The following is a 19,150-nucleotide window of genomic DNA, read 5'->3' as shown; positions in this document are numbered from 1 at the left end:
CGACAGACAGCAGTCGAGCATGGCTCGACTCTACAAAGGTGAAGTCGAGCGAGCTCGACTCTACCGGGGCAGCGGTTACCATCGAAAGCCCAACCGCAGGAGCCGCCCATGCCCACCCTCGTTGCCCGCACGACCCTGTGCGCTGCATTGCTGGCGACCCCTTTGCTGGTGCTGGCGGAGCCCTCGATCCTGCCGCAGCAGCGTGACGCCGCCGGCAACGTGATGGAGCCATTGGGGCAGGTGCTGGAACCGAGCGGGCAGGGCGAGGCACGCATGCAGTACTGCACCCTCGATCGTGCCTGGTGCGTGCGGGTGCAGCCGGTGGCCGAGGACGGTGACCGTCCAACCTCGCTTGAGGTCTCTGAGAAGGTGGCCGGCGAAAGCAAACCGCATGTCTACCACGTCAGCATCGACGTGCCGCAGGAAAGCGAGCTGTCGCTGTGGCCGTGGATCGTGCGGTTGGCGCCGGGCGTGGGCAGCGATGAAGCAGTCACCGATCCGCAGCAGCGCGCCCGCCAGAACGTGCTGGTGGGCGGTGTCGTCAAATTCAGCGCGATGTACTCGGGCGGTGGTGCCGACGCATCCACGCTGCAGCTGGCGCGCGTGCGACATCTGCAGGAAGACATTCAGGTGGACGACGACGTGCTGACCCTGCCATGGCTGGGCAACGCGATGATCCGCGCCTGTTTCAGCGAGCAGGACATGAAGCAGCGCGCAGGCGCCTGCCACGACGAGTACGGGTTCTCGGCAAGGCTGGCGCTGGATACGGCCGCAGAGGGCATGCCGGTGCTGCGCTACCAGACGGTTGCGACCCGGTTCCCGGCGGGTGTTTCGCGCTTCGAGGATTCGCTGGCCAAGGGCCCGCTGAAGAAGAAGGACCTGCGCACCGAACAGGACCCGGCGTGCAGCTATACGCGACTGTTCCGCTTCAGCGATGGGGTATTCCACCCCGACCAGGCGTTGCCGGACTGCGCCGGCTATACCGAGCCCTGAACTGTAGCGTCGAGCCATGCTCGACCCTACAGAACCTCTGCCGCGCTTATTCGCAGCGGGTGGCGGTGATGATGTTGTCCTTGTCCACGTACACGCGCAGGCGGTCGTGGCGGATGTCCTTGGTTGTGATGGTGTTGGGGCCGATCGGGTTGACCAGGCCGGCACCGCTCTCGCTGGACAGGCGGCGGATGTTGGGTTCATTGGCCGGCTGGCCGATCGCCCAGCCGAGCTGGCTGGCGTCGCAGTGGCCGGTGCCCTTGACCTGCGGGCCCGGGGTGCTGACACAGGCCGACAGCAGCAGGGCAGAGGCCGGCAGCAACAGGGACAGACGGAATGCAGACATGCGAGCGCTCCTGCGCAGGGGAAGATGGCGGGAACGATAGCACCCGGCGCGCGAAAGGCGTCAGCGTCCCGGTCATTGCCGGCACAGCATGGTCATTGCATAGTGGGAGGGATGACTGGCAGCACGCCAGCGGGCAGGCCGGGCCATTCCGGTGCAGGTGCTGGATACGGTATGACGGCAGGCAGTTTCCGCGACAAGCGCAGGGCGATGATGGTACTTGCAGTGTCGGTGCTGGGCGTGGCATTTGCCGCCACCGCGGCCGAGCCAGTGCCGGCCGCAGCCGCGGAAGCGCCGGTGTTCGGTGCCTGGCGCAACCTGCAGACCGAGGCCGGCTACGCGCCGGCCCAGCGCAATCTGGCCTTCGCGATGCTGCCGCAGGCCGCGACCCGTGGCGATCGATTCGCTGTTGTGGACCGTGAGGGCAAGCGCGCGGTGTGCTGCCTGCAGGTGGCCAGCCCGTCGCTGGGCGTGGCCGCGCTGCGCGAGCAGTACCACCTGCCGCAGGCCTGGGTGACCGACCTGAGCAATGGCCGCAGTCCGGCGCGTCCTTACCTGCCGCATGTCTATGCGATGCAGCGGGTAGACGAACTGGCCGACTATGGCTTCGCCGATGTTCCGGGGGCCTACAGCGACCTGGGAGGGCTGCTGATTCCCGAAGGTGCCGCCCTGGAGGCTGATGGCAGCGCCGTGCGCCTGGGCGATGACCGTTACCCCCTGCATTTCCAGCGCCAGCCGCATGCCGATGACGATGGCGCGCTGGACCGCTACACCCTGCAGGTGGGCGAGGGCGTGGCGCCGATCGTGGTTGAAGTGCCGTTCGGCACCTACTGATTGCAGCACTGTACTGGCTAGAATGCAGCGCGGCGCCGTCTGCCGTGCCTGTTCCGTGAGTCGCCGCCGTGTCCCTGCGCCCCCTGCTGCTGTCGCCCCTGCTGCTGTTGTCCGCCTGTGCGAGCGCGCCGCCTCCGCCGCCGGCCCATTCCGATGCGCTGTGGCGCCTGATCGAGCGTGACTGCCAGTCGGCGGAAGGCCCGCGTGGCAGCTGCCTGCGGGTGGAGACCGCGGCCGACCGCCGCGACGTGCTGGTCAAGGATGCGCACGGTGACTACCAGTTCCTGCTGATGCCGCTGGACAAGGTCAGTGGCATCGAGAGCCACGGCCTGTACCAGCGTGGGGCACCCAACTATTTTGCGGCCGCCTGGCAGGCGCGCGGTCGTACCGAACAGGCCCTGGGCCAGCCGTTGCCGCGCAGCGTGGCCAGCCTGGCGCTGAATTCCCCGCACGGCCGCTCGCAGCACCAGTTGCATATCCATGTCGACTGCCTGCGCGCGGATGTGCTGCAGGCCCTGGATGCACAGGCCGGTGCGCTCGGTCCGCGCTGGTCACCGTTGCCGGTGCCGCTGCGCGGGCATCAGTACCAGGCCTATCTGCTGCCCGGTGCGGAACTGACCGCCAATCCGCTCAACCTGCTGGCCTATGGCCTGAGCGGCGTGGGCGATGTGGGCCAGTGGAGCCTGGTGGTGGCCGGACGCGATGACGTGCAGGGCGGCCCCGGCTTCATCCTGCTGGCCACCCGCGTGGACGCCGCCAGCGGCAACGATGCCAGCGGCGAGGAGCTGCAGGACCATGCCTGCACGGTCTTGACCGGTGCCGGTACGGCACTGGAGCGGGTGCGCTAGCCGACCCGCTGCTGGCAGCTGCGCCAGGCCGGCGCGGTCAGCGCCAGCAGCTGGCGGTCATGCCATCCCTCCGCATCCAGATGGTGGTCGCGCAGGATGCCTTCGCGGGTGAAACCGTGCGCCTGCAGTGCTTTGGCGAACGGAGTGGTGCAGCCCGGCGGCAGCAGCACGTAGATGCGGTGCAGGCCGACATCGTCGAACAGGAAGGGACACAACGCCTGCAGGGCAGCCTGCGGGTGGACATGCTGGTGCTGCAGTGACCGCAGCTCGGCACAGCGCGAATGCAGGGACTGCAGGCGGATGTGCAACTGGTCCAGCAGGGCGCCTTGGGTATCGTCGAATACACCGAGCACCAGCTGGTCGTTGTCCTCCTGCAGGCGCGAGCGATGAATATTGGCGAGGAACCGCGCCTCCTCATCGACGCCGGGGGGATGCCGCTGGCCGCGTTGGCGGCGATCGTCGAAGGCGCGCCAGCGCGGCAGGTCGGTGCGCTGGAACGAGCGGAGGGTGACCGGCACGGCCTGCAGTTGCAGCAGGTGGCGGCGCAGGACTGGTCGCAACGGGGTGAGGTGGGTGTCGTGGGTACGGATGATCATCCCGGCACGATGGAAGCGCCGGCCGCGCCAGGCCATGCAATTCATTGCAAAAGTGCGGCCATGCTCTGGACCCGTCTGATTCGGTTCAGGCATAAGCCCATCAGGGCTGGTCATTTCCGTTGAAACCACCCATTCAGGACACTTTCGTTACGGGATCGTTATGTGTCGCACAGGCCACGGCTCCCCGTACCACCCGCCCACTCCTCCAGGAAGCCCATGTCCGCCTCCCACAAGGCGTTGCGCCCGCGTCCGCTGGTGCTCGCGCTGTCGTCCCTGATGCTGGTCTCGCTGCCGGCCTTCGCGCAGGAAAGCGCACCCACCACACTGCAGGAAGTGAAGGTCACCGGCTCGCGCATTCCACGTGCCAGTGTCGAGGGACCCTCGCCGGTGACGGTGATCAGCCGTGAGCAGATCGACGCGCAGGGTTACCGCAACGCCTTCGACGCGCTGAGTGCACTGACCGAGAACACCGGCAACGTGCAGGGCGAGGACTTCGGCAATACGTTCACGCCGGCCGCCAACACCATCAACCTGCGTGGCCTGGGCCCGAACCGCACGCTGGTGCTGGTCAACGGCCGCCGCCAGGCCGACTACCCGCTGGCCTACGAAGGCTCGGTGAACGTGGTCAACCTGGCCAATATTCCCAGCGCCCTGATCGAGCGCATCGAAGTGCTGGCTGCCGGTGCGTCAGCGGTGTACGGCTCCGACGCCATTGCCGGTGTGGTCAACATCATCCTCAAGGACCGCTTCGAGGGCGTGGACGTGAACGTGCGCGCCGGTGGCACCCAGCAGGGCGGCGGTGACAACCAGCGCGTGCAGGTGGTCGGCGGCACGTCCGGCGAGCGCTGGGACGGCCTGTTTGGTTTCGAGTTCGATGTGCGCAAGGCGATCCACGCGCGCCAGCGCGACTTCATGGATTCGCTGGACGATGACCCGGCCGGCAAGGCACCGCAGGCAACGGCGATCGCCTATCGGCGCAACGCGGCCACCGGTCGCAACATCGATCCGGGCGTCACTGGCTGCGACGCAGCGTCGGGCATCTATGGCGGCAGCGTGTTCCGCGCCAACAACCCGCGCCTGGGCGCGTACTGCGGCAGCAACGAGGCGGCCGCCAGCTACTGGACCGTGCAGACCGAGAAGCGCAACCTCAATGGCTACGGCCTGCTGACCTTCCATCTGGACGAGCACACCGACCTGTTCGCCGACCTGGCGGTGGGCAGCGCACGCATCAGCAACAACACCCGCGCCCCGACCTGGACGTCGTCGCGCAACTACTTCTACAACCAGAACACCGGCAACCTGGAGAGCTGGTACCGCCGGTTCGCGCCGGAAGAGATCGGGGGCCTGCCGCGCAACGCCAACCGGTTCCTGGAGAACTCGTGGTCGTTCAACGTGGGCGCGCGCGGCCAGATCGGCGACAGCGGCTGGGACTATGAAGCGGTCTACAGCCGGTCGCGCTACGAGAACCGCACCCGCCGCCCGGTGCTGCTGGCCGGCATCAACGAGTACCTGCTCGGCCCGCAACGGGGCGTGCGCAACGGCGTGGAGGTCTATGCGCCGGATCCGTCGCGCCTGTTCCAGCCGCTGACGCCGGAGGAATACGGCCGCCTGTCCGGCTACCAGGAAAGCCGCAACGCGGCGTGGCTGCAGACCTTCAGCGCCAGCGTCAACGGTCGCCTGTTCGCGCTGCCGGGCGGCGATGCTGCGCTGGCAGCGGTGGTCGAGGCCGGCAGCCAGGGCTACCGCAACCGCCCGGACCCGCGCCTGGGCACCGGCGAGTTCTGGAACACAAGCGCCGGTATCGGTGCCGGCGGTGATCGTGACCGCTATGCGGCCGGCGTGGAGCTGCAGTTGCCGTTGTTGAAATCGCTGACCACCACGCTGGCCGGCCGCTACGACCAGTACCGCGCAGGCGGCGAGCACATCGGCAAGGCGACGTGGAGCTTCGGCGTCGAGTTCCGCCCGATCGAGAGCCTGTTGATCCGTGGCTCGGCTGCGACCAGCTTCCGGGCGCCGGACATGAACTACGTGTTCGCCACCGAGACCCGCGGCTACAACCCGGGCATGACCGACTACTGGCGCTGCCGCACCGCAGGCCAGTCGTATGACAACTGCGACTACAACGGCCTGTCGATCGACTACAGCAACCGTGCCAACGCGCAGCTGCAGCCGGAAACCGCCAAGTCCTATGGTTTCGGCGTGGTCTGGTCGCCGCTGTCCGGACTGGATTTCACTGCCGACTACTACGACATCCGCATCGACAACGAGGTGACCAGCCTCGATACCAGCCGCATCCTGCGCGACGAGGCCGATTGCCGCCTGGGCCGCACGCTGGGCGGCGAGACGCGTGATATCGGCTCGCCGTTGTGCCAGGACGCGCTGTCGCGGGTGATCCGCAATCCGTCCAACGCCACGGTGCAGCCGGACCAGGTAACCCGCGTGCTGATCAACCCGATCAACGCGGCCTCCGAGTCGGTGCGCGGCCTGGACCTGAAGGGCAACTGGCGCTTCGATGCCGGCCGCTACGGGCGCTTCACCACGCGCCTGGCCTACACTGTGGTGCTGGAGCACACGTACCGGCAGTTCTCCGATGACCCGGAGCGTGACATCCGCAACTCGCTGGATGACTACCAGTGGCGCAGCAAGGCCAACGGCAGCATCACCTGGAACCAGGGTGACTGGACCACCACGCTGTATGGCAACCGCTTCGGTTCGCTGCCGAAGACCGATGGCAGTGGCCGCATCGCACCGTACATGACTTACAACGCCAGCGTGTTCCGCCAGTTCGGCGAGAACCTGTCGGTCGGCGTGATCGTCAACAACCTGCGTGACAGCCGCCCGCCGGCGGACAGGAACGGAGGCGGCTGGCCGTTCTATCCGGTCGGCAACTACGATCCCTATGGCCGCCAGTACTGGCTGCAGCTGGACTACCGGTTCCGCTGATCCGGTTGGCAAACAGAAGGCCCGGCAATGCCGGGCCTTCTGCTGTGTCGATATCCGCTGCGATGGCGCGCGCTGGTCGCCTAGGGCAGCGCCTGCTGCAGGTACGACTCGATGACGTAGCTGAAGGGCTGCTGCTGGCGGTCGCGCAGCAGGGCGCGCACTTCCAGGATCACGCCGTGGTCGCCTTCACCGCGCGGGGGCCAGAACGTCTGGTCGGCCAGGGTCTGGCGCTGGAAGCCGAGCGGGCCGACCACGCGGCCGAAGGGTTCGTCACTGCTGTCCAGCACCTGGTTCATGGCTGGGCTGAGATGGCCGGGCAGGTACCAGTTGTCGGCCTCGGAGAGCACGCGGCTGCCACACACCAGCTGCACGCGGCGATAGCGCAGGTCGGTACCGGGTTTCGCGCCCAGTGCCTGCAGCACGTCGGCCGGTGCCGTCTTGTCCTGGCCGTGCACGCGCACCGCGCGCACCCGTGCCTGTTCGGCCAGGCCATGCTCGGCGCACCAGTGTTCCAGGGTGGCGGTCGCGCTCTGTCCGGACAGCACGCGCTGGTGCAGGCGCTCGACCAGCGCCGCCGGGGCGATGCGCTGTTGGCCAGGCGGCGCCTGCAGCGGCGCGGTGGCGGCCGCATCAGTGGCGGACAGGCTGGCGATCGGGGCAGCAGCCAGCAGGGACGCGGCCTGCCAGCGGCGGAGGCGATCGTGGCGGTCGGACGGGCCCATGCGGCATCACAACGGAAACAGGCGCCCATGTTACCCGTTCAGGCGTGTGCACGGCATGGCTGCGACCGGTTGTCGCAGGGGGAATCATCGTTCTGATGAATGTGTGGCATCCAGATATTTCGTTGGCCGATGGCGGTGCCGACGCGCAGGATGGCGGCCATGACTTGGCTTTCCGGGAGTTTCCGATGACGCTTCAGTTCGTCCACGGTGCGGTGGACCGCGCCGGCGCACCGCTGCATTTCCATATCCGTGAGGGGCGCATCCACGGACTCAATGGCGCTGCCGTGCCGGCCGAAGGGGCGGAAAGCGTCGACTTGCAGGGCTATGCCGTCCTCCCGGGCCTGGTTGATGGCCACATTCATCTGGACAAGAGCTTTGTCGGCGACCGCTGGCATCCGCACCAGCCGGTGAACAGCCTGCGCGAGCGGCTGGCGGTGGAAAAGGCCGCCGTGGCGGCCGCCGCGCCGATGGCGGACCGCGCCGAGGCCTTGATCCGCCAATGCAGTGGCTTCGGCACCGTGGCGATGCGCTGTCACGTCGATATCGACGGCAGCACTGGCCTGCGCCACCTCGAGGCCGTACGCGAGGCGGCGCTGCGCTGCGCCGACATCATGCGCATCCAGCTGGTGGCGTTCCCGCAGGCCGGGGTGATGTCCTGCCCGGGCACCGCCGCCGTACTGGAGCAGGCGCTTTCCGCGGGCGTGGAAGTGCTCGGTGGCATCGACCCGACCACGCTCGATGGTGATGCCGAAGGCCAACTGGCGCTGCTGTTCGGTCTGGCAGAACGTTATGGCGTGCAGCTGGACATCCATCTGCACGAGCCCGGTGAGACCGGCCTGGCCCAGCTGCTGCGCATCGCCGCGCGGACGCGGGCCGCCGGGCTGCAGGGGCGCGTTGCGGTCAGCCATGCCTATGCGCTGGGTGAAGTGCCGCTGGCACGCGCGCTGCAGGTGGCCGAGGCGCTGGCGACGGCGGGCGTGGCGATCATGAGCAATGCCCCGGGCGACCATCCGTTCCCGCCGCTGCGCGCACTGCATGATGCCGGCGTGCGCGTGTTCGCCGGCAACGACAACATCCGCGACTGCTGGTGGCCGTACGGCAACGGCGACCTGCTGCAGCGGGCGATGCTGCTGGGCTACCGCTCGGGCTTCTACACCGATGCCGATCTGATGCTGGCGCTGGACATGGTCACCACCCATGCCGCGCAGGTGATCGGGCTGCCGCAATACGGTATTGCCGAAGGCCAGCCGGCGACGTTCGTCGCGGTGCGTGCCGACCACGGTCCGGCGGCCGTGGCTGCAGTGCCGGTGGAACGACGCGTGGTGATGGACGGCCGCTGGCTGTAGATCCACGCCGTGCGTGGATGACTGTGGCCGCGCGGTGGTTCCATCCATGCATGGCGTGGATCCACCCATCACGCCACGCCAGTTCCGGTTGCGCCGAGCCATGCTCGGCGGCTTCTCAGGCGTAATCGTCGGCGCGGGTAGCGACGAACTCTTCCAGCCACGCCAGCAGATGGGCGATGTCGATGACCTCACCCTGTTCGACGCGCTTGAGCAGCAGTGTGCTGGCGCCGATCTGCAGGCTGCTGTCGGCGTAGCGCAGCACCGCGTCGATGCCCCAGGCATCGGTGACCTGCATCCAGGCCAGGCCGGGCACGCGTTGGGCCAGGGTATCGCCGAACGCCACGCCCAGTGCTTCCCAGCCGTCGCAGTCGTCACGATCAATCAGCTCAGCATCGACCACCCGCTGCAGCGTGGTGGCCGCCAGTGGCCATTGCACCGGCAGCGTCGGGAAGCCGGCGGCCACGCGCGCGGCGATCAGCGAGCGCTGGTGCTGCAGGTGCGTCTGCAGGGCGGCGGGCAGGGGGTCGAAGCGGGCGGGGGTTTCGTCGGACATCACAAAGCGCCGTGGAGCACGGAAACAGCGCGCACTATAGGGGGCGACGCGTGATTTCCGTGCGACAGGCGTGATCAGATGTCGATGATCAATGCGCGGATTTCATCCGTATGTGGCGTGGATCTGCAGTGCAGTGCTCAATCCGGTTCGCGCTGTACCTGCCGCCACAGCTCGCTGGCCAGCGCACGCACCGCATCATCGGCATCGGCGCGATGCAGGAGGCCGATCTCGTAGTTGTCGATCACCGGCAGGTCGCGCTCACCATCGATGATGCGGTGATCGCGGGCAACCGCACGGCGCGGCAGCAGGCTGATGCCGATGCCGTCGGCGACCGCACCCTGGATGCCGCTGAGCGAGGAACTGGTGAAGGCAATGCGCCAACGCAGGCCCAGCGCCTCCACGGCGTGGATCATCTCGTCGCGGTACAGCCCGCGGGGTGGGAACGTGACCAGTGGCAACGGGTCCTGCAACAGGCAAGTGCTGCGCAGGCTGTCGATCCAGTGCATCGGCTCGCGGCGGCAGTGCACCGCCTGGCGGCTGTTGCGCCGCTGCTTGACCAGCACAAGATCCAGTTCGCCGTGGTCGAAGCCGTGCGCCAGGTCGCGGCTGAGGCCGCTGCTGATTTCCAGTTTCACCTGTGGGTGGCGGCGGCTGAAAGCGGCCAGCATGCGTGTGGTCTGCGCGTTGACGAAGTCCTCGGGGACACCGATGCGCACCGCGGTTTCCACGGTGGCGCCCGCCAGCGCCTGTGCCATTTCCTCGTTCAGGTCGAGCATGCGCCGCGCGTAACCGAGCAGGGTGTGGCCGGCGTCGGTGGGGTGCACATCGCGGTGCCCGCGCTCGAGCAGGCGATGCCCGGCCAGTTCTTCCAGCCGGCGCACCTTCTGGCTGACCGTGGACTGGGTCGAATGCAGGCGCGTGGCCGCCGTGGTGAAGCTGCCGCAGTCGGCCACCATCACCAGCGCCCGCAGCAGGTCCAGTTCGAACAGGGTTCTATTCGATTTGGCACTGTCTTGCATTTGAACATTTCACTTCTGGATACCGAGGCCGACTTCTACCATGCAGGACAGGGGCCGGCAATGCCCGGCTGTTGCTACCGTCGCCCGGCGTTCCGAGGCGACGGACAGGAGGAAACACCGTCATGCGCTTCCATTGTTCCCCCGCCTGGCCTGCGCAGTTCACGCGCGTGCTGTTGCTGTGCCTGCTGGCCATGGTGACCCCTGCCTGCACGGCCACGTCCAGGGCTGACGCGGATGCGCGCCTGCGGGACGCCGCCAGCCGGGGCGACGCCGATGCGGTGCGGCAGGCGATCGAAGATGGCGCCACGCTGGAGGCGCGCGATGGTCAGGGCCGCACCGCGTTGCTGCTGGCCACGCATGGCAACAAGGTGGATGCCGCGCGCGAGCTGATCGAAGCCGGTGCCGACGTCAATGCCAAGGACGCGCTGCAGGACAGCGCTTATCTGTACGCCGGCGCGCGTGGCCTGGACGAGATCCTGGCGCTGACCCTGGCGCACGGCGCCGATCTGCGCAGCACCAACCGCTATGGCGGCACCGCGCTGATTCCGGCCGCCGAACGCGGCCATGTCGCCACCGTACGTACGCTGCTGCGCGCGGGCGTGGCGGTCGATCATGTCAACCGCCTGCACTGGACCGCGCTGCTGGAAGCGATCCTGCTCGGCGATGGCGGCGCGCGCCACGTGCAGATCGTGCAGCTGCTGCTGGATGCCGGTGCCGACCCGGAGCTGGCCGATGGCGATGGCGTAACGCCGTTGGCCCATGCGCGCCAGCGCGGCTATACCGGAATTGAAACCCTGCTGCGCCAGCACGGCGCGGTGCGCTGAACCCCAACCCCTTCCACCCGCACGCGGGTCGTGCCTACCAGGATGCCGTCCATGTTCCGTTCCCGTCCGCTGTCCCTTGCCATCCTTCTTGCGGTGGCGCCGTTGTCGGCCTCCGCCGCCGAGCGCGCCGACCTGCTGATCCGCAATGCCACCGTGGTCGATGTCGAGCACGCCAGCACGCTGGCCGGGCAGAGCGTGGTGATCCGTGGCGAGGACATCGTCGCCGTCGGTCCGGATGCACAGCTGCGCAGCCAGTGGAGCGCGGCCCGCCAGATCGATGCCAAGGGCAAATACCTGATCCCGGGCCTGTGGGACATGCATGTGCACTTCGGTGGCGGCCCGGCGCTGATCGAAGAGAACAAGGCGCTGTTGCCGCTGTACATCGCGCACGGCATCACCACGGTGCGCGATTGCTCCGGTGATCTTCCCGAACAGGTGCTGCAGTGGCGTGGCGAGATCGCCAAGGGCACGCTGTTTGGCCCGCGCCTGCTCAGCTCGGGCGCGAAGATTGAAGGCATCAAGCCGGTCTGGAAGGGCACGATCGAAGTGGGCAGCGAGGCGAACGCCGACAAGGCAATCGCCCGCCTGCAGCACGACAAGGTCGATTTCGTGAAGATCACCGACAGTACGCTGAAGCCGGAACTGTTCCTGTACTCGGCCAGTGCCGCGCGCAAGGCCGGGTTCAAGGCGTCGGGCCACATCCCGATGGCGCTGACCGTGGAGCAGGCGGTCGATGCCGGCCTGGCCTCGATCGAGCACCTGGACTACGCGTTCAAGGCGGGCAGCAAGGACGAGGGGCAGATTGCCGCCGACTTTGGAGCTGGCCGCATCGACCGTGCCGAAGCCAACCGCCGTCTCGACGCCAGTTTCGACCGTGACACCGCGATGCATGCCTACCGCGATTTCGCAAAGCGCGGCGTATTCGTGACCCCGACCCTCAACGGCGGCCGCATCCTCGACTACCTCGACCAGGATGACCACGCCAACGATCCGTACCTGGCCTACATCGGCCCGGGCCTGCGCGCGACCTACCAGTGGCGCGTCGACCGTGCCGCCAAGGCAACGCCGGCGCAGATCGAAGCGCGCCACGCGCAGTACCACCAGGTGGCGGCGGTGCTGCCGATGCTGCAGGAAGCCGGCGTGACGATCATCGCCGGCACCGATGCGGGCTTCCTCAACTCGTTCAATTTCCCGGGCATTGCCCTGCACCAGGAGCTGCAGCTGTTCGTGAAGGAAGGCCTGAGCGCTCCGCAGGCGCTGTCCGCCGCGACCCGTTCCGGCCCGGCCTGGTTCGGCCAGATGAACCGTTATGGTGGTGTCGCGCAGGGCAAGGCCGCCGATCTGGTGCTGCTGACCGCCAACCCGCTGCAGGACATTGCCGCCACCGAAAAGATCGACAGCGTGATCCTGCGTGGCAACGTGTATGACCGCGCCGCGCTGGACAAGATGCTTGCAGATACCAAGGCCAAGGTCGCGGCGTGGAATGCAGAGGCTGCGAAGGCGCAATGATGGACAGGGTCAGAGCCCTTCCCGGTGGGAAGGGATCCGACCCTGGGGCCTCGAACGGAATCCACGCATGGCGTGGATGATGCGACCGGTGGCCTAGCGCGGTGCCGGCCGCATTCCGTGCAGCTGCGGCAATGCGGCCTTCATCGCTTCGATGAAGGCGCGCAGCCGCGGCGGCTGCTGGCGCGCGGCCGGAAACACCACGTGTACCGGCAGTGCCGGGGCCTGCCAGTCCGGCAACAGCTGTACCAGCCGGCCTTGTGCGAGGTCTTCGGCTACCAGCCAGGCCGAGACCACGGCGGCTCCCAACCCGGCGCGCGCAGCCTGCTGCACCACGAACAGGTTGTCGCTGAGCAGGCGCGGGCTGATCGAAAGGGTATGCGCGCGGCCCTGTGCGTCATGCAGCAGCAGGCGTTCGCGGTAGTAGGTGACCAGTGAGATCCATGGCAGTGCCTGCGCCTGTTCCGGTGTGCTGATCGCGGTGGCCTGCACCAGCGAGGGCGCCGCCACGACGATGCGCGGTACTTCGGCAAGCGGCAGCGCGACCATGCGCGGTTCGTCGACCGGGCCCACGCGCACCGCGCAGTCGATGCCTTCTGCGATGAAGTCCGGGCGCCGATCTTCCAGGATCCACTCCAGGCTCAGCTGCGGGTGCTGAGCGAGGAACGCGAGCATGGTCGGCAGCAGCTGCGCCTGGCCGAAGGCGTGCGGCACCATCACCCGCAGGCGTCCGCGCAGCGTTTCCGGTTCGCCGTGCAGTTCGGCCTGCAGTGACTCCCATTCGTCGACCACGCGTTGCGCATGGCGCTGGCAGCGGAGGCCATCCTCGGTCAGCTGCAGTCCATGGGTGGAGCGCTGCAGCAGACGCAGGCCGAGCTGTCGCTCCAGGGCCTGAAGGCGACGGCTGACTGTCGGCTGGGTAGTGCCCAGCTGCACGGCCGCGGCAGACAGGCTGCCGGCGTCGACGATGCGCAGGAAGGTGCGCAGCAGATCCAGGCGATCTGCGCCGTTGGCGAGGTCATTCATGCGTGCAACGTATGAAGGGTATGTGCGCGAGCCTACTACAGACGCCTGGCGAATACGGGCAGGATACGCCCACTTCCTGCACCGGACTCCCCCATGTCTACCCCCTCGTTGTCTGTCGCCGCCGCACCTGCGACCGCGCCCTCCACCCCGCTGGTGATGGCGATGGCAGCCGGCGCCGGCTTCTCGGTTGCCTCGCTGTACTACAGCCAGCCGATGCTGGGCCTGATCGCCCAGGACCTCGGCGCCGGCGAGCGCGCCGCCGGCCTCGTGCCGACCTTCACCCAGCTGGGGTATGCGGTTGGCATTCTGCTGCTGGCGCCGTTGGGCGACCGGTTCGACCGCCGCAACCTGATCCTGTTGAAGTCCGCGCTGCTGGCGTTGGCGTTGGGTGCTGCAGCGATGGCTGGGCACCTGCCGGGCCTGCTGATGGCCAGCCTGCTGGTCGGGCTGATGGCCACGCTGGCGCAGGACATCGTGCCGGCTGCAGCGGTGCTGGCGCCGGATGCGCAGCGCGGCCAGATCGTCGGCCGGGTGATGACCGGCCTGCTGCTCGGCATCCTGTTGTCACGGGTGGTCAGTGGCGTAGTGGCCGAGGCGTGGGGTTGGCGCACGCAGTTCGTGCTGGCCGCGGTATCAGTGGCGGCGATGGGAGCGGTGATGGCGCGTGCGCTGCCGCGCTTCGCACCGACAAGCACGCTGCGCTATCCGGCGTTGTTGGGTTCGTTGCTGGCGTTGTGGCGCGAGCAGCCGCAGCTGCGCCGTGCGGTGGCCAGCCAGTCGTTGCTGGCGGTGGGCTTCAGCGCGTTCTGGTCGACCCTGGCGCTGATGCTGCATGCACGGTTGGGGCTGGGTAGTGCCGCAGCGGGTGCATTCGGCATCGCCGGTGCCGCCGGCGCATTGGCCGCGCCGTTTGCGGGACGTTTCGCTGATCGCTTGGGCTGCCATGCAGTGGCACGGCTGGCGATCGCGGTGGCGTTGCTGGGCTTCGGCCTGCTGCTGGCCGAAACCTGGTTGCCGGCCGCCGCGCTGCTATCGCTGCTGGTGGTGAGTGCGCTGCTGTTCGACTTCGGCTTCCAGTCGGCGCTGGTGGCGCACCAGACGCTGGTCTACGGACTGGTGCCGCCGGCACGCAGCCGGCTCAATGCGTTGCTGTTCACGGGCATGTTCATCGGCATGGCCGCCGGTGGTGCGCTGGGCAGCCTGGCGCTGGCGCAGTGGGGGTGGCACGGTGTGGCCTGGCTGGCGGTGGTGTGTGCGGGCGGCAGCCTGCTGCTGCGTTTGAAGTAAGGGGGGGCGGCAGGGCTTGTAGCCCTGCACCTGCGGTAGTGCCGCCCGCTGGCCGGCGGCAGCACAAACAGCGGGTTTCCTGTAGGTAGGCGGGGGGGGGGGGGCGGTTGCGGGGGACGCCGTGAATCCGTCCATGGAGGCTCGGTCGCGCCTTGCTCGTGTGCACTGTCCTGCGCACACGGCAAGACCGGGGTTGGGCGTCCTGCCCAACCCGCCCGAGGCATGCCTCGGGCCCATGGCGCTCACGCCCCCGCAACCGGACCCACCCCGCTTTCGACAGTTTGCTGCGGTGTGTTGGAACGGCACTGACCCCAGATGTATTTCGATACCTGACAGCTTTCATCCACGCATGGCGCGGATCTACCGTGTCGACCAAGGTCGACACCTACCAACAGGCATCGGAATCTGTCAGAGGTGGGGCGGTGTCGGAGTGCGGGGTGTCCGCGGCATGGATGCCGCGGCCAAGCCCCCAAGGATGGGTTTACGGCGTCCCCGCAGTCCGACACCGCCCCGCCATCCCACGGAATGCACGCTTCTGCTGTTGCTGTTGAGGTTGCCGGCCAGCGGCCGGCACTACCGCGGGTGCAGGGCTGCAAGCCCTGCCGAACAAGCCCCTAATCGTGACCGCTGTCGTCCAGGCTGATGATCCCGCGCCGTAGCGCCTGGGTGACTGCATGCGTGCGGTCACCCACCCCGAGCTTGTCCATCAGGCTCTTCATGTGCGCCTTCACCGTCTGCTCGGAAATCTGCATGCGCTCGCCGATGCGCTTGTTCGACAGCCCGCTGGCTACATGCCGCAGCACTTCGGTCTCGCGGGGCGACAACCGGTCCTCCACCACGTGTGCAGCGATGCTCGCAGCGACTGCCGGGGGTATCGGTGCGCGCCGGCCACCGGCCACCATGCGGATGGTATCGACCAGCTCATGGCGCAGCATGTCCTTCAGCAGGTAGGCGCTGGCGCCGGCCTGCAGCGCCCGCACCGCGCGTACGTCACCGCGGTAGGTGGTCAGCACGATGATGCGTGCACGCGGATCCATCGCGCGGATCCGCACGATGGCCTCGACGCCATCCAGGCGTGGCATCTGCAGGTCCATCAGCACGACGTCCGGTTGCAGCTGCTGGTAGCGCGCGATGGCTTCCTCGCCATCGGCGGCCTCGCCGAGCAGGCGGAGGTCGGAATGGGCGCCCAGCAGCGCCGCCAGGCCGTCGCGCAGCAGCGGATGGTCGTCGACCACCAGCACGCCGATCGGGGCAGGGGACTCAGTCATGGTGGGTTCTACTCCAGGGCCAGCGCCAACGTGATGGACGGCGGTGATACAGGCGCCGGGCAGGAACCGCCAGCGCGACTTCGGTGCCCAGGCCGGGCCGGGTCCACAGCTGCAGTTCGGCGCCGAGGCGCTGCGCACGCTCACGCATGCCCTGCAGGCCCCAATGGCCATGGCCGGCATTTTCGTCGTCGATGCCGACGCCATCGTCGCGCACGTGCAGCAGGAAACACCGCGTGCCGTAGGACAGCTCCACTTCGATGGCGTTGGCATGGGCATGACGCAACGCGTTGCGGATGGCTTCGCGTCCGATCAGGAACACTTCCTCGGCGGCATCGGCCTGCAGCGCTGGTGTTGCGCCTTCCACGGTCAGGCGCAGCGGATTGGTGCCGTGCCCGGCGTATTCGGCGTGAACATCGGCCAGCGCCGAAGCGAGGTCGCGGCCCGCGAAAGGACCGTCGCGCAGTGCGTTGACCCGCTCGCGACCCTCGGCCAGGTTGCGTTCGGCCAGCTGCATCGCCGATTCCAGCTGGCTGCGCACCATGTCCGGGGTCTGCGGCGACTGGCTGATCGCGTGCAGGCGCAGGATCAGGCCCTGGCTGCCCTGCAGCAGGGTGTCATGCAGGTCGCGGGCAATGCGTTCGCGTTCGCCATGGCGTTCCTGCAGGCGCGCGCGGAACAACGCCGCCAGCTGCCCGCTGCGGATGCGCACCGCCATCGCCAGCAGCGCGAGGATCGCGGCCGCGCACAGCAGCTTGAACCACACGGTCTGCATGAAGGTGGGCGCGATGCGGAAGCTGCGGCTGGCCGGCGCGGTGCTCCAGATGCCGTCCTCATTGGCGGCTTCCACCTCGAACCGGTAATTGCCCGGTGCGAGGTTGGTGTAATACGCGCGGGTGCTGCTGCCGGCATCCTGCCAGCCGTCGTCGACGCTGGACAGGCGATAGCGGTAGCGGTTGCGCTCCGGGCGCGCCAGCGACAGCGCCACGTAATCGATCTGCAATTGGCTGGTGCCGGCCGGAAGGCGCAGGCCATCGCGCAGTGGCTCGTGCTCACTGCCATACAGCACTTCGCCGATGCGCACGCTGGGCGCCATGGTGTTGACGTGCGAGCGGGTGGTGTCCAGCCAGGCCAGGCCCTGGTTGGTGGCCAGCCACAACAGGCCATCGTTGGCCAGTGCGGTGGTGGCGATCGGTCCGCTCTGCAGGGCGATGCCCGGCATGCCATCCACTGCATCGAACAGGCGCGGCGTCACCGGCTGCCCGCTGCGCAGGGCGCGCCGCAGCTGATCGCTCCCCAGCCGGACCAGGCCACGACTGCCATTGAGCCAGAGGTAGCCCTTTGCATCGGCGACCATGCCGGTGATGCCTTCCATGACGCCGGCCATGTCGGTGCTCACCTGGACGAACCGACCATTGCCCAGGCGCACGGCCAACCCGGCCTCGCCAGCAACCAGCAGCAGGTCCTGATGATCGAGTATCGCCGTGATCGGCCCGACCGACAGGCCGTGGTTGGCGTCGAAGGTTTCGATGCGCGTCGCCCCCATGCGGCGCAGCCGGCCATCTGCATAGCCGAGCAGCAGCTGGCCGTTGGCATCCAGTGCCAGCGACGAGCAGGCTTGTTCGGGCAGCCGGCGTTCGCGTTGCCACTGGTCGTGCTGGTAATGCAGCACCCCCCGTTCGCCGGTGCAGACCCAGGCCTGCTCGTCGTCGGGGAACAGCAGGGCATGCAGTGGTTGCCCGGTGAAGGGCGCAGGCAGCGGAATCCGCGTGGTGCGGCCGGCCACGGTGCGTGCAAGGTTGACCCAGTCGAACTGCCAGATCGGGGTGGGTGCCTGGCGCGCGGCGGCCTGCAGCTGCGTGGCACTGCCATCGAGCAGGGTTCGCCTGAGGTCGTAAGGCTTGAGGTCTTCGCCATAGCCGTACACATGCCCATCGCTGGCCCGCACCAGTGAGCGGTAGGGATCACTGGGACCTGCCGCCAGCGTGTGCACGCTGCGCGCGCGGAAGCGGTTGAGGCCGAGATTGGTGCCGACCCAGAGATTGCCTTCGCGATCGACGATGATCGGCACGGCCGAGGTGGCGGTCAGCCCGTGTGGCGAATCGAAGCGCTCCATGCGCACGGCGCGGCCACCATCGAAGGTGACGCGGGCGACACCGCCATGTGGGCTCATCGTTGCCCACAGCGTGCCATCGGCAGTGAACTGCAGGCGCGCAGCCACCAGCTCCGGCAACCGCCGTGCCTCGCGCTCGCTGTCCGGCAGCAGGCCTTGCGCGTTGGCGAGCGGCGACGTACCGCGCACGCGGTCGGCCAGCCACACTTCACCCTGCGGACTTTCGGCCAGCGTCGCCATCTGCGAGACGGCGATGCCGGTGTCCTTGAAGGCTGCCTGGCCGGCCGCGCGCATCCAGACCTTCAGGTCGGCCAGTACCCAGAACCTTCCGCGGCTGTCGTGCAGCAGCCATTGCACGCGGTGTTCCGGCACCCCCATGCCAGTGGGCAGCGGCTGCCAGCGTTGGCCAGTGAACTCGCGTAGTCCACCATTGATCGCGGCCCACAGCCGGCCGTCACGGTCCTGGCTGAAGTGCGGGACCACGCCCACCGGCACGCCCTGGTCGCGGCCGTAGTTGTGCAGCTGGCCGCGCGCGAACTGGCTGATGCCGGCCTGGAAGTAGCCGATCCACAGTGCATCGTCGCGACCCAGCGCAAGGGTGACCATGTTGGTGGACGGGAAATGGCTGCCCGCGGGAGGTGCCTGGCGTTCAAAACGACGACCGTCGAAGCGGTACAGCCCCGAGCCGGTGGCCAGCCACAACAGGCCGTCCCGGTCCTGGGTGATGTCCCAGATATCGCCGGGCGCGCCCTGGCCGACGCGCCAGGCCGTGTGCTCGTAATCGGGCAACCCGCCGCTCACCGGTGGGCGCTGCACGGCAAGGGCGGGCAGGGCGGTCAACAGCAGCAGGCAGGTCAGCAGCGTCCGCAGGCGACGTTGCAACGGGAAGGGGCGGCCACGCATGGCGCGCATTCTGGCAGGTGTGGGGCAGCCCG

At 68.2% G+C, this 19,150-nt stretch carries 16 protein-coding genes; 8 read left to right on the top strand and 8 right to left on the bottom strand.

All coding sequences use genetic code 11. The annotated features are described in order from the left end of the window. The first annotated feature begins 108 nt into the window (after positions 1-108). A complete protein-coding gene (locus tag DFO63_RS03165) occupies positions 109-993 on the top strand; it encodes a hypothetical protein (protein WP_049443346.1) in 885 nt (294 codons plus the stop codon). A 46-nt stretch (positions 994-1,039) separates the two neighbouring features. Here the strand turns inward: DFO63_RS03165 and DFO63_RS03160 are convergent, their stop codons facing one another. Next, the gene (locus DFO63_RS03160; RefSeq protein ID WP_014037553.1) at positions 1,040-1,336 is read right to left on the bottom strand and encodes a hypothetical protein; all 297 of its coding nucleotides are present in this window, start codon (positions 1,334-1,336) and stop codon (positions 1,040-1,042) included. A 171-nt stretch (positions 1,337-1,507) separates the two neighbouring features. On the opposite strand from DFO63_RS03160, the gene DFO63_RS03155 reads away from it, so the two are divergent. After that, positions 1,508-2,167 carry a hypothetical protein gene (locus DFO63_RS03155; protein WP_049443347.1) on the top strand — a complete coding sequence of 220 codons (660 nt, stop codon included), beginning with the start codon at positions 1,508-1,510 and terminating at the stop codon, positions 2,165-2,167. Positions 2,168-2,235: 68 nt separating this feature from the next. After that, positions 2,236-3,015 (top strand): CDP-diacylglycerol diphosphatase, encoded by a 780-nt coding sequence (locus DFO63_RS03150; protein WP_101765674.1) that lies wholly within the window; start codon positions 2,236-2,238, stop codon positions 3,013-3,015. Here the strand turns inward: DFO63_RS03150 and DFO63_RS03145 are convergent. Continuing rightward, positions 3,012-3,611, bottom strand: a complete 600-nt coding sequence (locus DFO63_RS03145; protein ID WP_182474385.1) for a GNAT family protein — start codon at positions 3,609-3,611, stop codon at positions 3,012-3,014. The genes DFO63_RS03150 and DFO63_RS03145 overlap by 4 nt on opposite strands. A gap of 216 nt (positions 3,612-3,827) precedes the next feature. Between DFO63_RS03145 and DFO63_RS03140 the strand changes: the two genes are divergently transcribed. Then, positions 3,828-6,554 carry a TonB-dependent receptor gene (locus DFO63_RS03140; protein ID WP_119006423.1) on the top strand — a complete coding sequence of 909 codons (2,727 nt, stop codon included), beginning with the start codon at positions 3,828-3,830 and terminating at the stop codon, positions 6,552-6,554. 80 nt (positions 6,555-6,634) lie between these two features. Here the strand turns inward: DFO63_RS03140 and DFO63_RS03135 are convergent, their stop codons facing one another. Further along, positions 6,635-7,276 carry a hypothetical protein gene (locus DFO63_RS03135; protein WP_101765673.1) on the bottom strand — a complete coding sequence of 214 codons (642 nt, stop codon included), beginning with the start codon at positions 7,274-7,276 and terminating at the stop codon, positions 6,635-6,637. Between the two features lie 185 nt (positions 7,277-7,461). On the opposite strand from DFO63_RS03135, the gene DFO63_RS03130 reads away from it, so the two are divergent. After that, a complete protein-coding gene (locus tag DFO63_RS03130; RefSeq protein ID WP_119006978.1) occupies positions 7,462-8,622 on the top strand; it encodes an amidohydrolase family protein in 1,161 nt (386 codons plus the stop codon). A 115-nt stretch (positions 8,623-8,737) separates the two neighbouring features. Here the strand turns inward: DFO63_RS03130 and DFO63_RS03125 are convergent, their stop codons facing one another. Both DFO63_RS03125 and DFO63_RS03120 read right to left on the bottom strand, forming a co-directional pair. Further along, entirely contained in the window at positions 8,738-9,175 is a 438-nt protein-coding gene (locus tag DFO63_RS03125) for a DUF3806 domain-containing protein (RefSeq protein WP_014037546.1), read from the bottom strand. A gap of 137 nt (positions 9,176-9,312) precedes the next feature. Then, a complete protein-coding gene (locus DFO63_RS03120) occupies positions 9,313-10,194 on the bottom strand; it encodes a LysR substrate-binding domain-containing protein (protein ID WP_101765672.1) in 882 nt (293 codons plus the stop codon). Positions 10,195-10,316: 122 nt separating this feature from the next. Here DFO63_RS03120 and DFO63_RS03115 point away from each other — a divergent pair, with 122 nt between their 5' ends. After that, positions 10,317-11,018: an ankyrin repeat domain-containing protein gene (locus tag DFO63_RS03115; RefSeq protein ID WP_049443350.1), complete on the top strand. Its 702-nt coding sequence runs from the start codon at positions 10,317-10,319 to the stop codon at positions 11,016-11,018. 51 nt (positions 11,019-11,069) lie between these two features. Next, the gene (locus tag DFO63_RS03110) at positions 11,070-12,527 is read left to right on the top strand and encodes an amidohydrolase family protein (protein ID WP_119006422.1); all 1,458 of its coding nucleotides are present in this window, start codon (positions 11,070-11,072) and stop codon (positions 12,525-12,527) included. A gap of 93 nt (positions 12,528-12,620) precedes the next feature. Here DFO63_RS03110 and DFO63_RS03105 read toward each other — a convergent pair whose 3' ends face one another. Next, complete coding sequence (locus tag DFO63_RS03105) at positions 12,621-13,550, bottom strand: LysR family transcriptional regulator (RefSeq protein ID WP_119006421.1); 930 nt, start codon at positions 13,548-13,550, stop codon at positions 12,621-12,623. Between the two features lie 93 nt (positions 13,551-13,643). Between DFO63_RS03105 and DFO63_RS03100 the strand changes: the two genes are divergently transcribed. Beyond that, on the top strand, positions 13,644-14,837 hold the full coding sequence (locus tag DFO63_RS03100) for an MFS transporter (protein WP_101765669.1): 1,194 nt from the start codon (positions 13,644-13,646) through the stop codon (positions 14,835-14,837). Between the two features lie 614 nt (positions 14,838-15,451). On the opposite strand, the gene DFO63_RS03095 is transcribed toward DFO63_RS03100, so the two are convergent. After that, complete coding sequence (locus tag DFO63_RS03095; protein WP_049443353.1) at positions 15,452-16,105, bottom strand: response regulator transcription factor; 654 nt, start codon at positions 16,103-16,105, stop codon at positions 15,452-15,454. Next, complete coding sequence (locus DFO63_RS03090) at positions 16,098-19,127, bottom strand: sensor histidine kinase (RefSeq protein WP_119006420.1); 3,030 nt, start codon at positions 19,125-19,127, stop codon at positions 16,098-16,100. Before DFO63_RS03090 ends, DFO63_RS03095 begins: the two co-directional genes overlap by 8 nt. Positions 19,128-19,150: the final 23 nt, after the last annotated feature.

Origin of the sequence: Stenotrophomonas sp. AG209 (assembly GCF_003550055.1) — a bacterium.
Classification (GTDB): Bacteria; Pseudomonadota; Gammaproteobacteria; order Xanthomonadales; family Xanthomonadaceae; genus Stenotrophomonas.
The sequence above is the reverse complement of the archived record's forward strand: the minus strand, read 5'-3'. Positions and strand labels throughout refer to the sequence as shown.

Excerpts from the sequence above, each read along its gene's own strand:
- DFO63_RS03095 (WP_049443353.1), bottom strand. The coding sequence starts at position 16,105 with ATGACTGAGTCCCCTGCCCCGATCGGCGTGCTGGTGGTCGACGACCAT.
- DFO63_RS03145 (WP_182474385.1), bottom strand. The coding sequence starts at position 3,611 with ATGATCATCCGTACCCACGACACCCACCTCACCCCGTTGCGACCAGTC.
- DFO63_RS03100 (WP_101765669.1), top strand. The coding sequence starts at position 13,644 with ATGTCTACCCCCTCGTTGTCTGTCGCCGCCGCACCTGCGACCGCGCCC.
- DFO63_RS03090 (WP_119006420.1), bottom strand. The coding sequence starts at position 19,127 with ATGCGCGCCATGCGTGGCCGCCCCTTCCCGTTGCAACGTCGCCTGCGG.
- DFO63_RS03140 (WP_119006423.1), top strand. The coding sequence starts at position 3,828 with ATGTCCGCCTCCCACAAGGCGTTGCGCCCGCGTCCGCTGGTGCTCGCG.
- DFO63_RS03160 (WP_014037553.1), bottom strand. The coding sequence starts at position 1,336 with ATGTCTGCATTCCGTCTGTCCCTGTTGCTGCCGGCCTCTGCCCTGCTG.
- DFO63_RS03120 (WP_101765672.1), bottom strand. The coding sequence starts at position 10,194 with ATGCAAGACAGTGCCAAATCGAATAGAACCCTGTTCGAACTGGACCTG.
- DFO63_RS03135 (WP_101765673.1), bottom strand. The coding sequence starts at position 7,276 with ATGGGCCCGTCCGACCGCCACGATCGCCTCCGCCGCTGGCAGGCCGCG.
- DFO63_RS03110 (WP_119006422.1), top strand. The coding sequence starts at position 11,070 with ATGTTCCGTTCCCGTCCGCTGTCCCTTGCCATCCTTCTTGCGGTGGCG.
- DFO63_RS03155 (WP_049443347.1), top strand. The coding sequence starts at position 1,508 with ATGACGGCAGGCAGTTTCCGCGACAAGCGCAGGGCGATGATGGTACTT.
- DFO63_RS03125 (WP_014037546.1), bottom strand. The coding sequence starts at position 9,175 with ATGTCCGACGAAACCCCCGCCCGCTTCGACCCCCTGCCCGCCGCCCTG.
- DFO63_RS03130 (WP_119006978.1), top strand. The coding sequence starts at position 7,462 with ATGACGCTTCAGTTCGTCCACGGTGCGGTGGACCGCGCCGGCGCACCG.
- DFO63_RS03105 (WP_119006421.1), bottom strand. The coding sequence starts at position 13,550 with ATGAATGACCTCGCCAACGGCGCAGATCGCCTGGATCTGCTGCGCACC.
- DFO63_RS03165 (WP_049443346.1), top strand. The coding sequence starts at position 109 with ATGCCCACCCTCGTTGCCCGCACGACCCTGTGCGCTGCATTGCTGGCG.
- DFO63_RS03115 (WP_049443350.1), top strand. The coding sequence starts at position 10,317 with ATGCGCTTCCATTGTTCCCCCGCCTGGCCTGCGCAGTTCACGCGCGTG.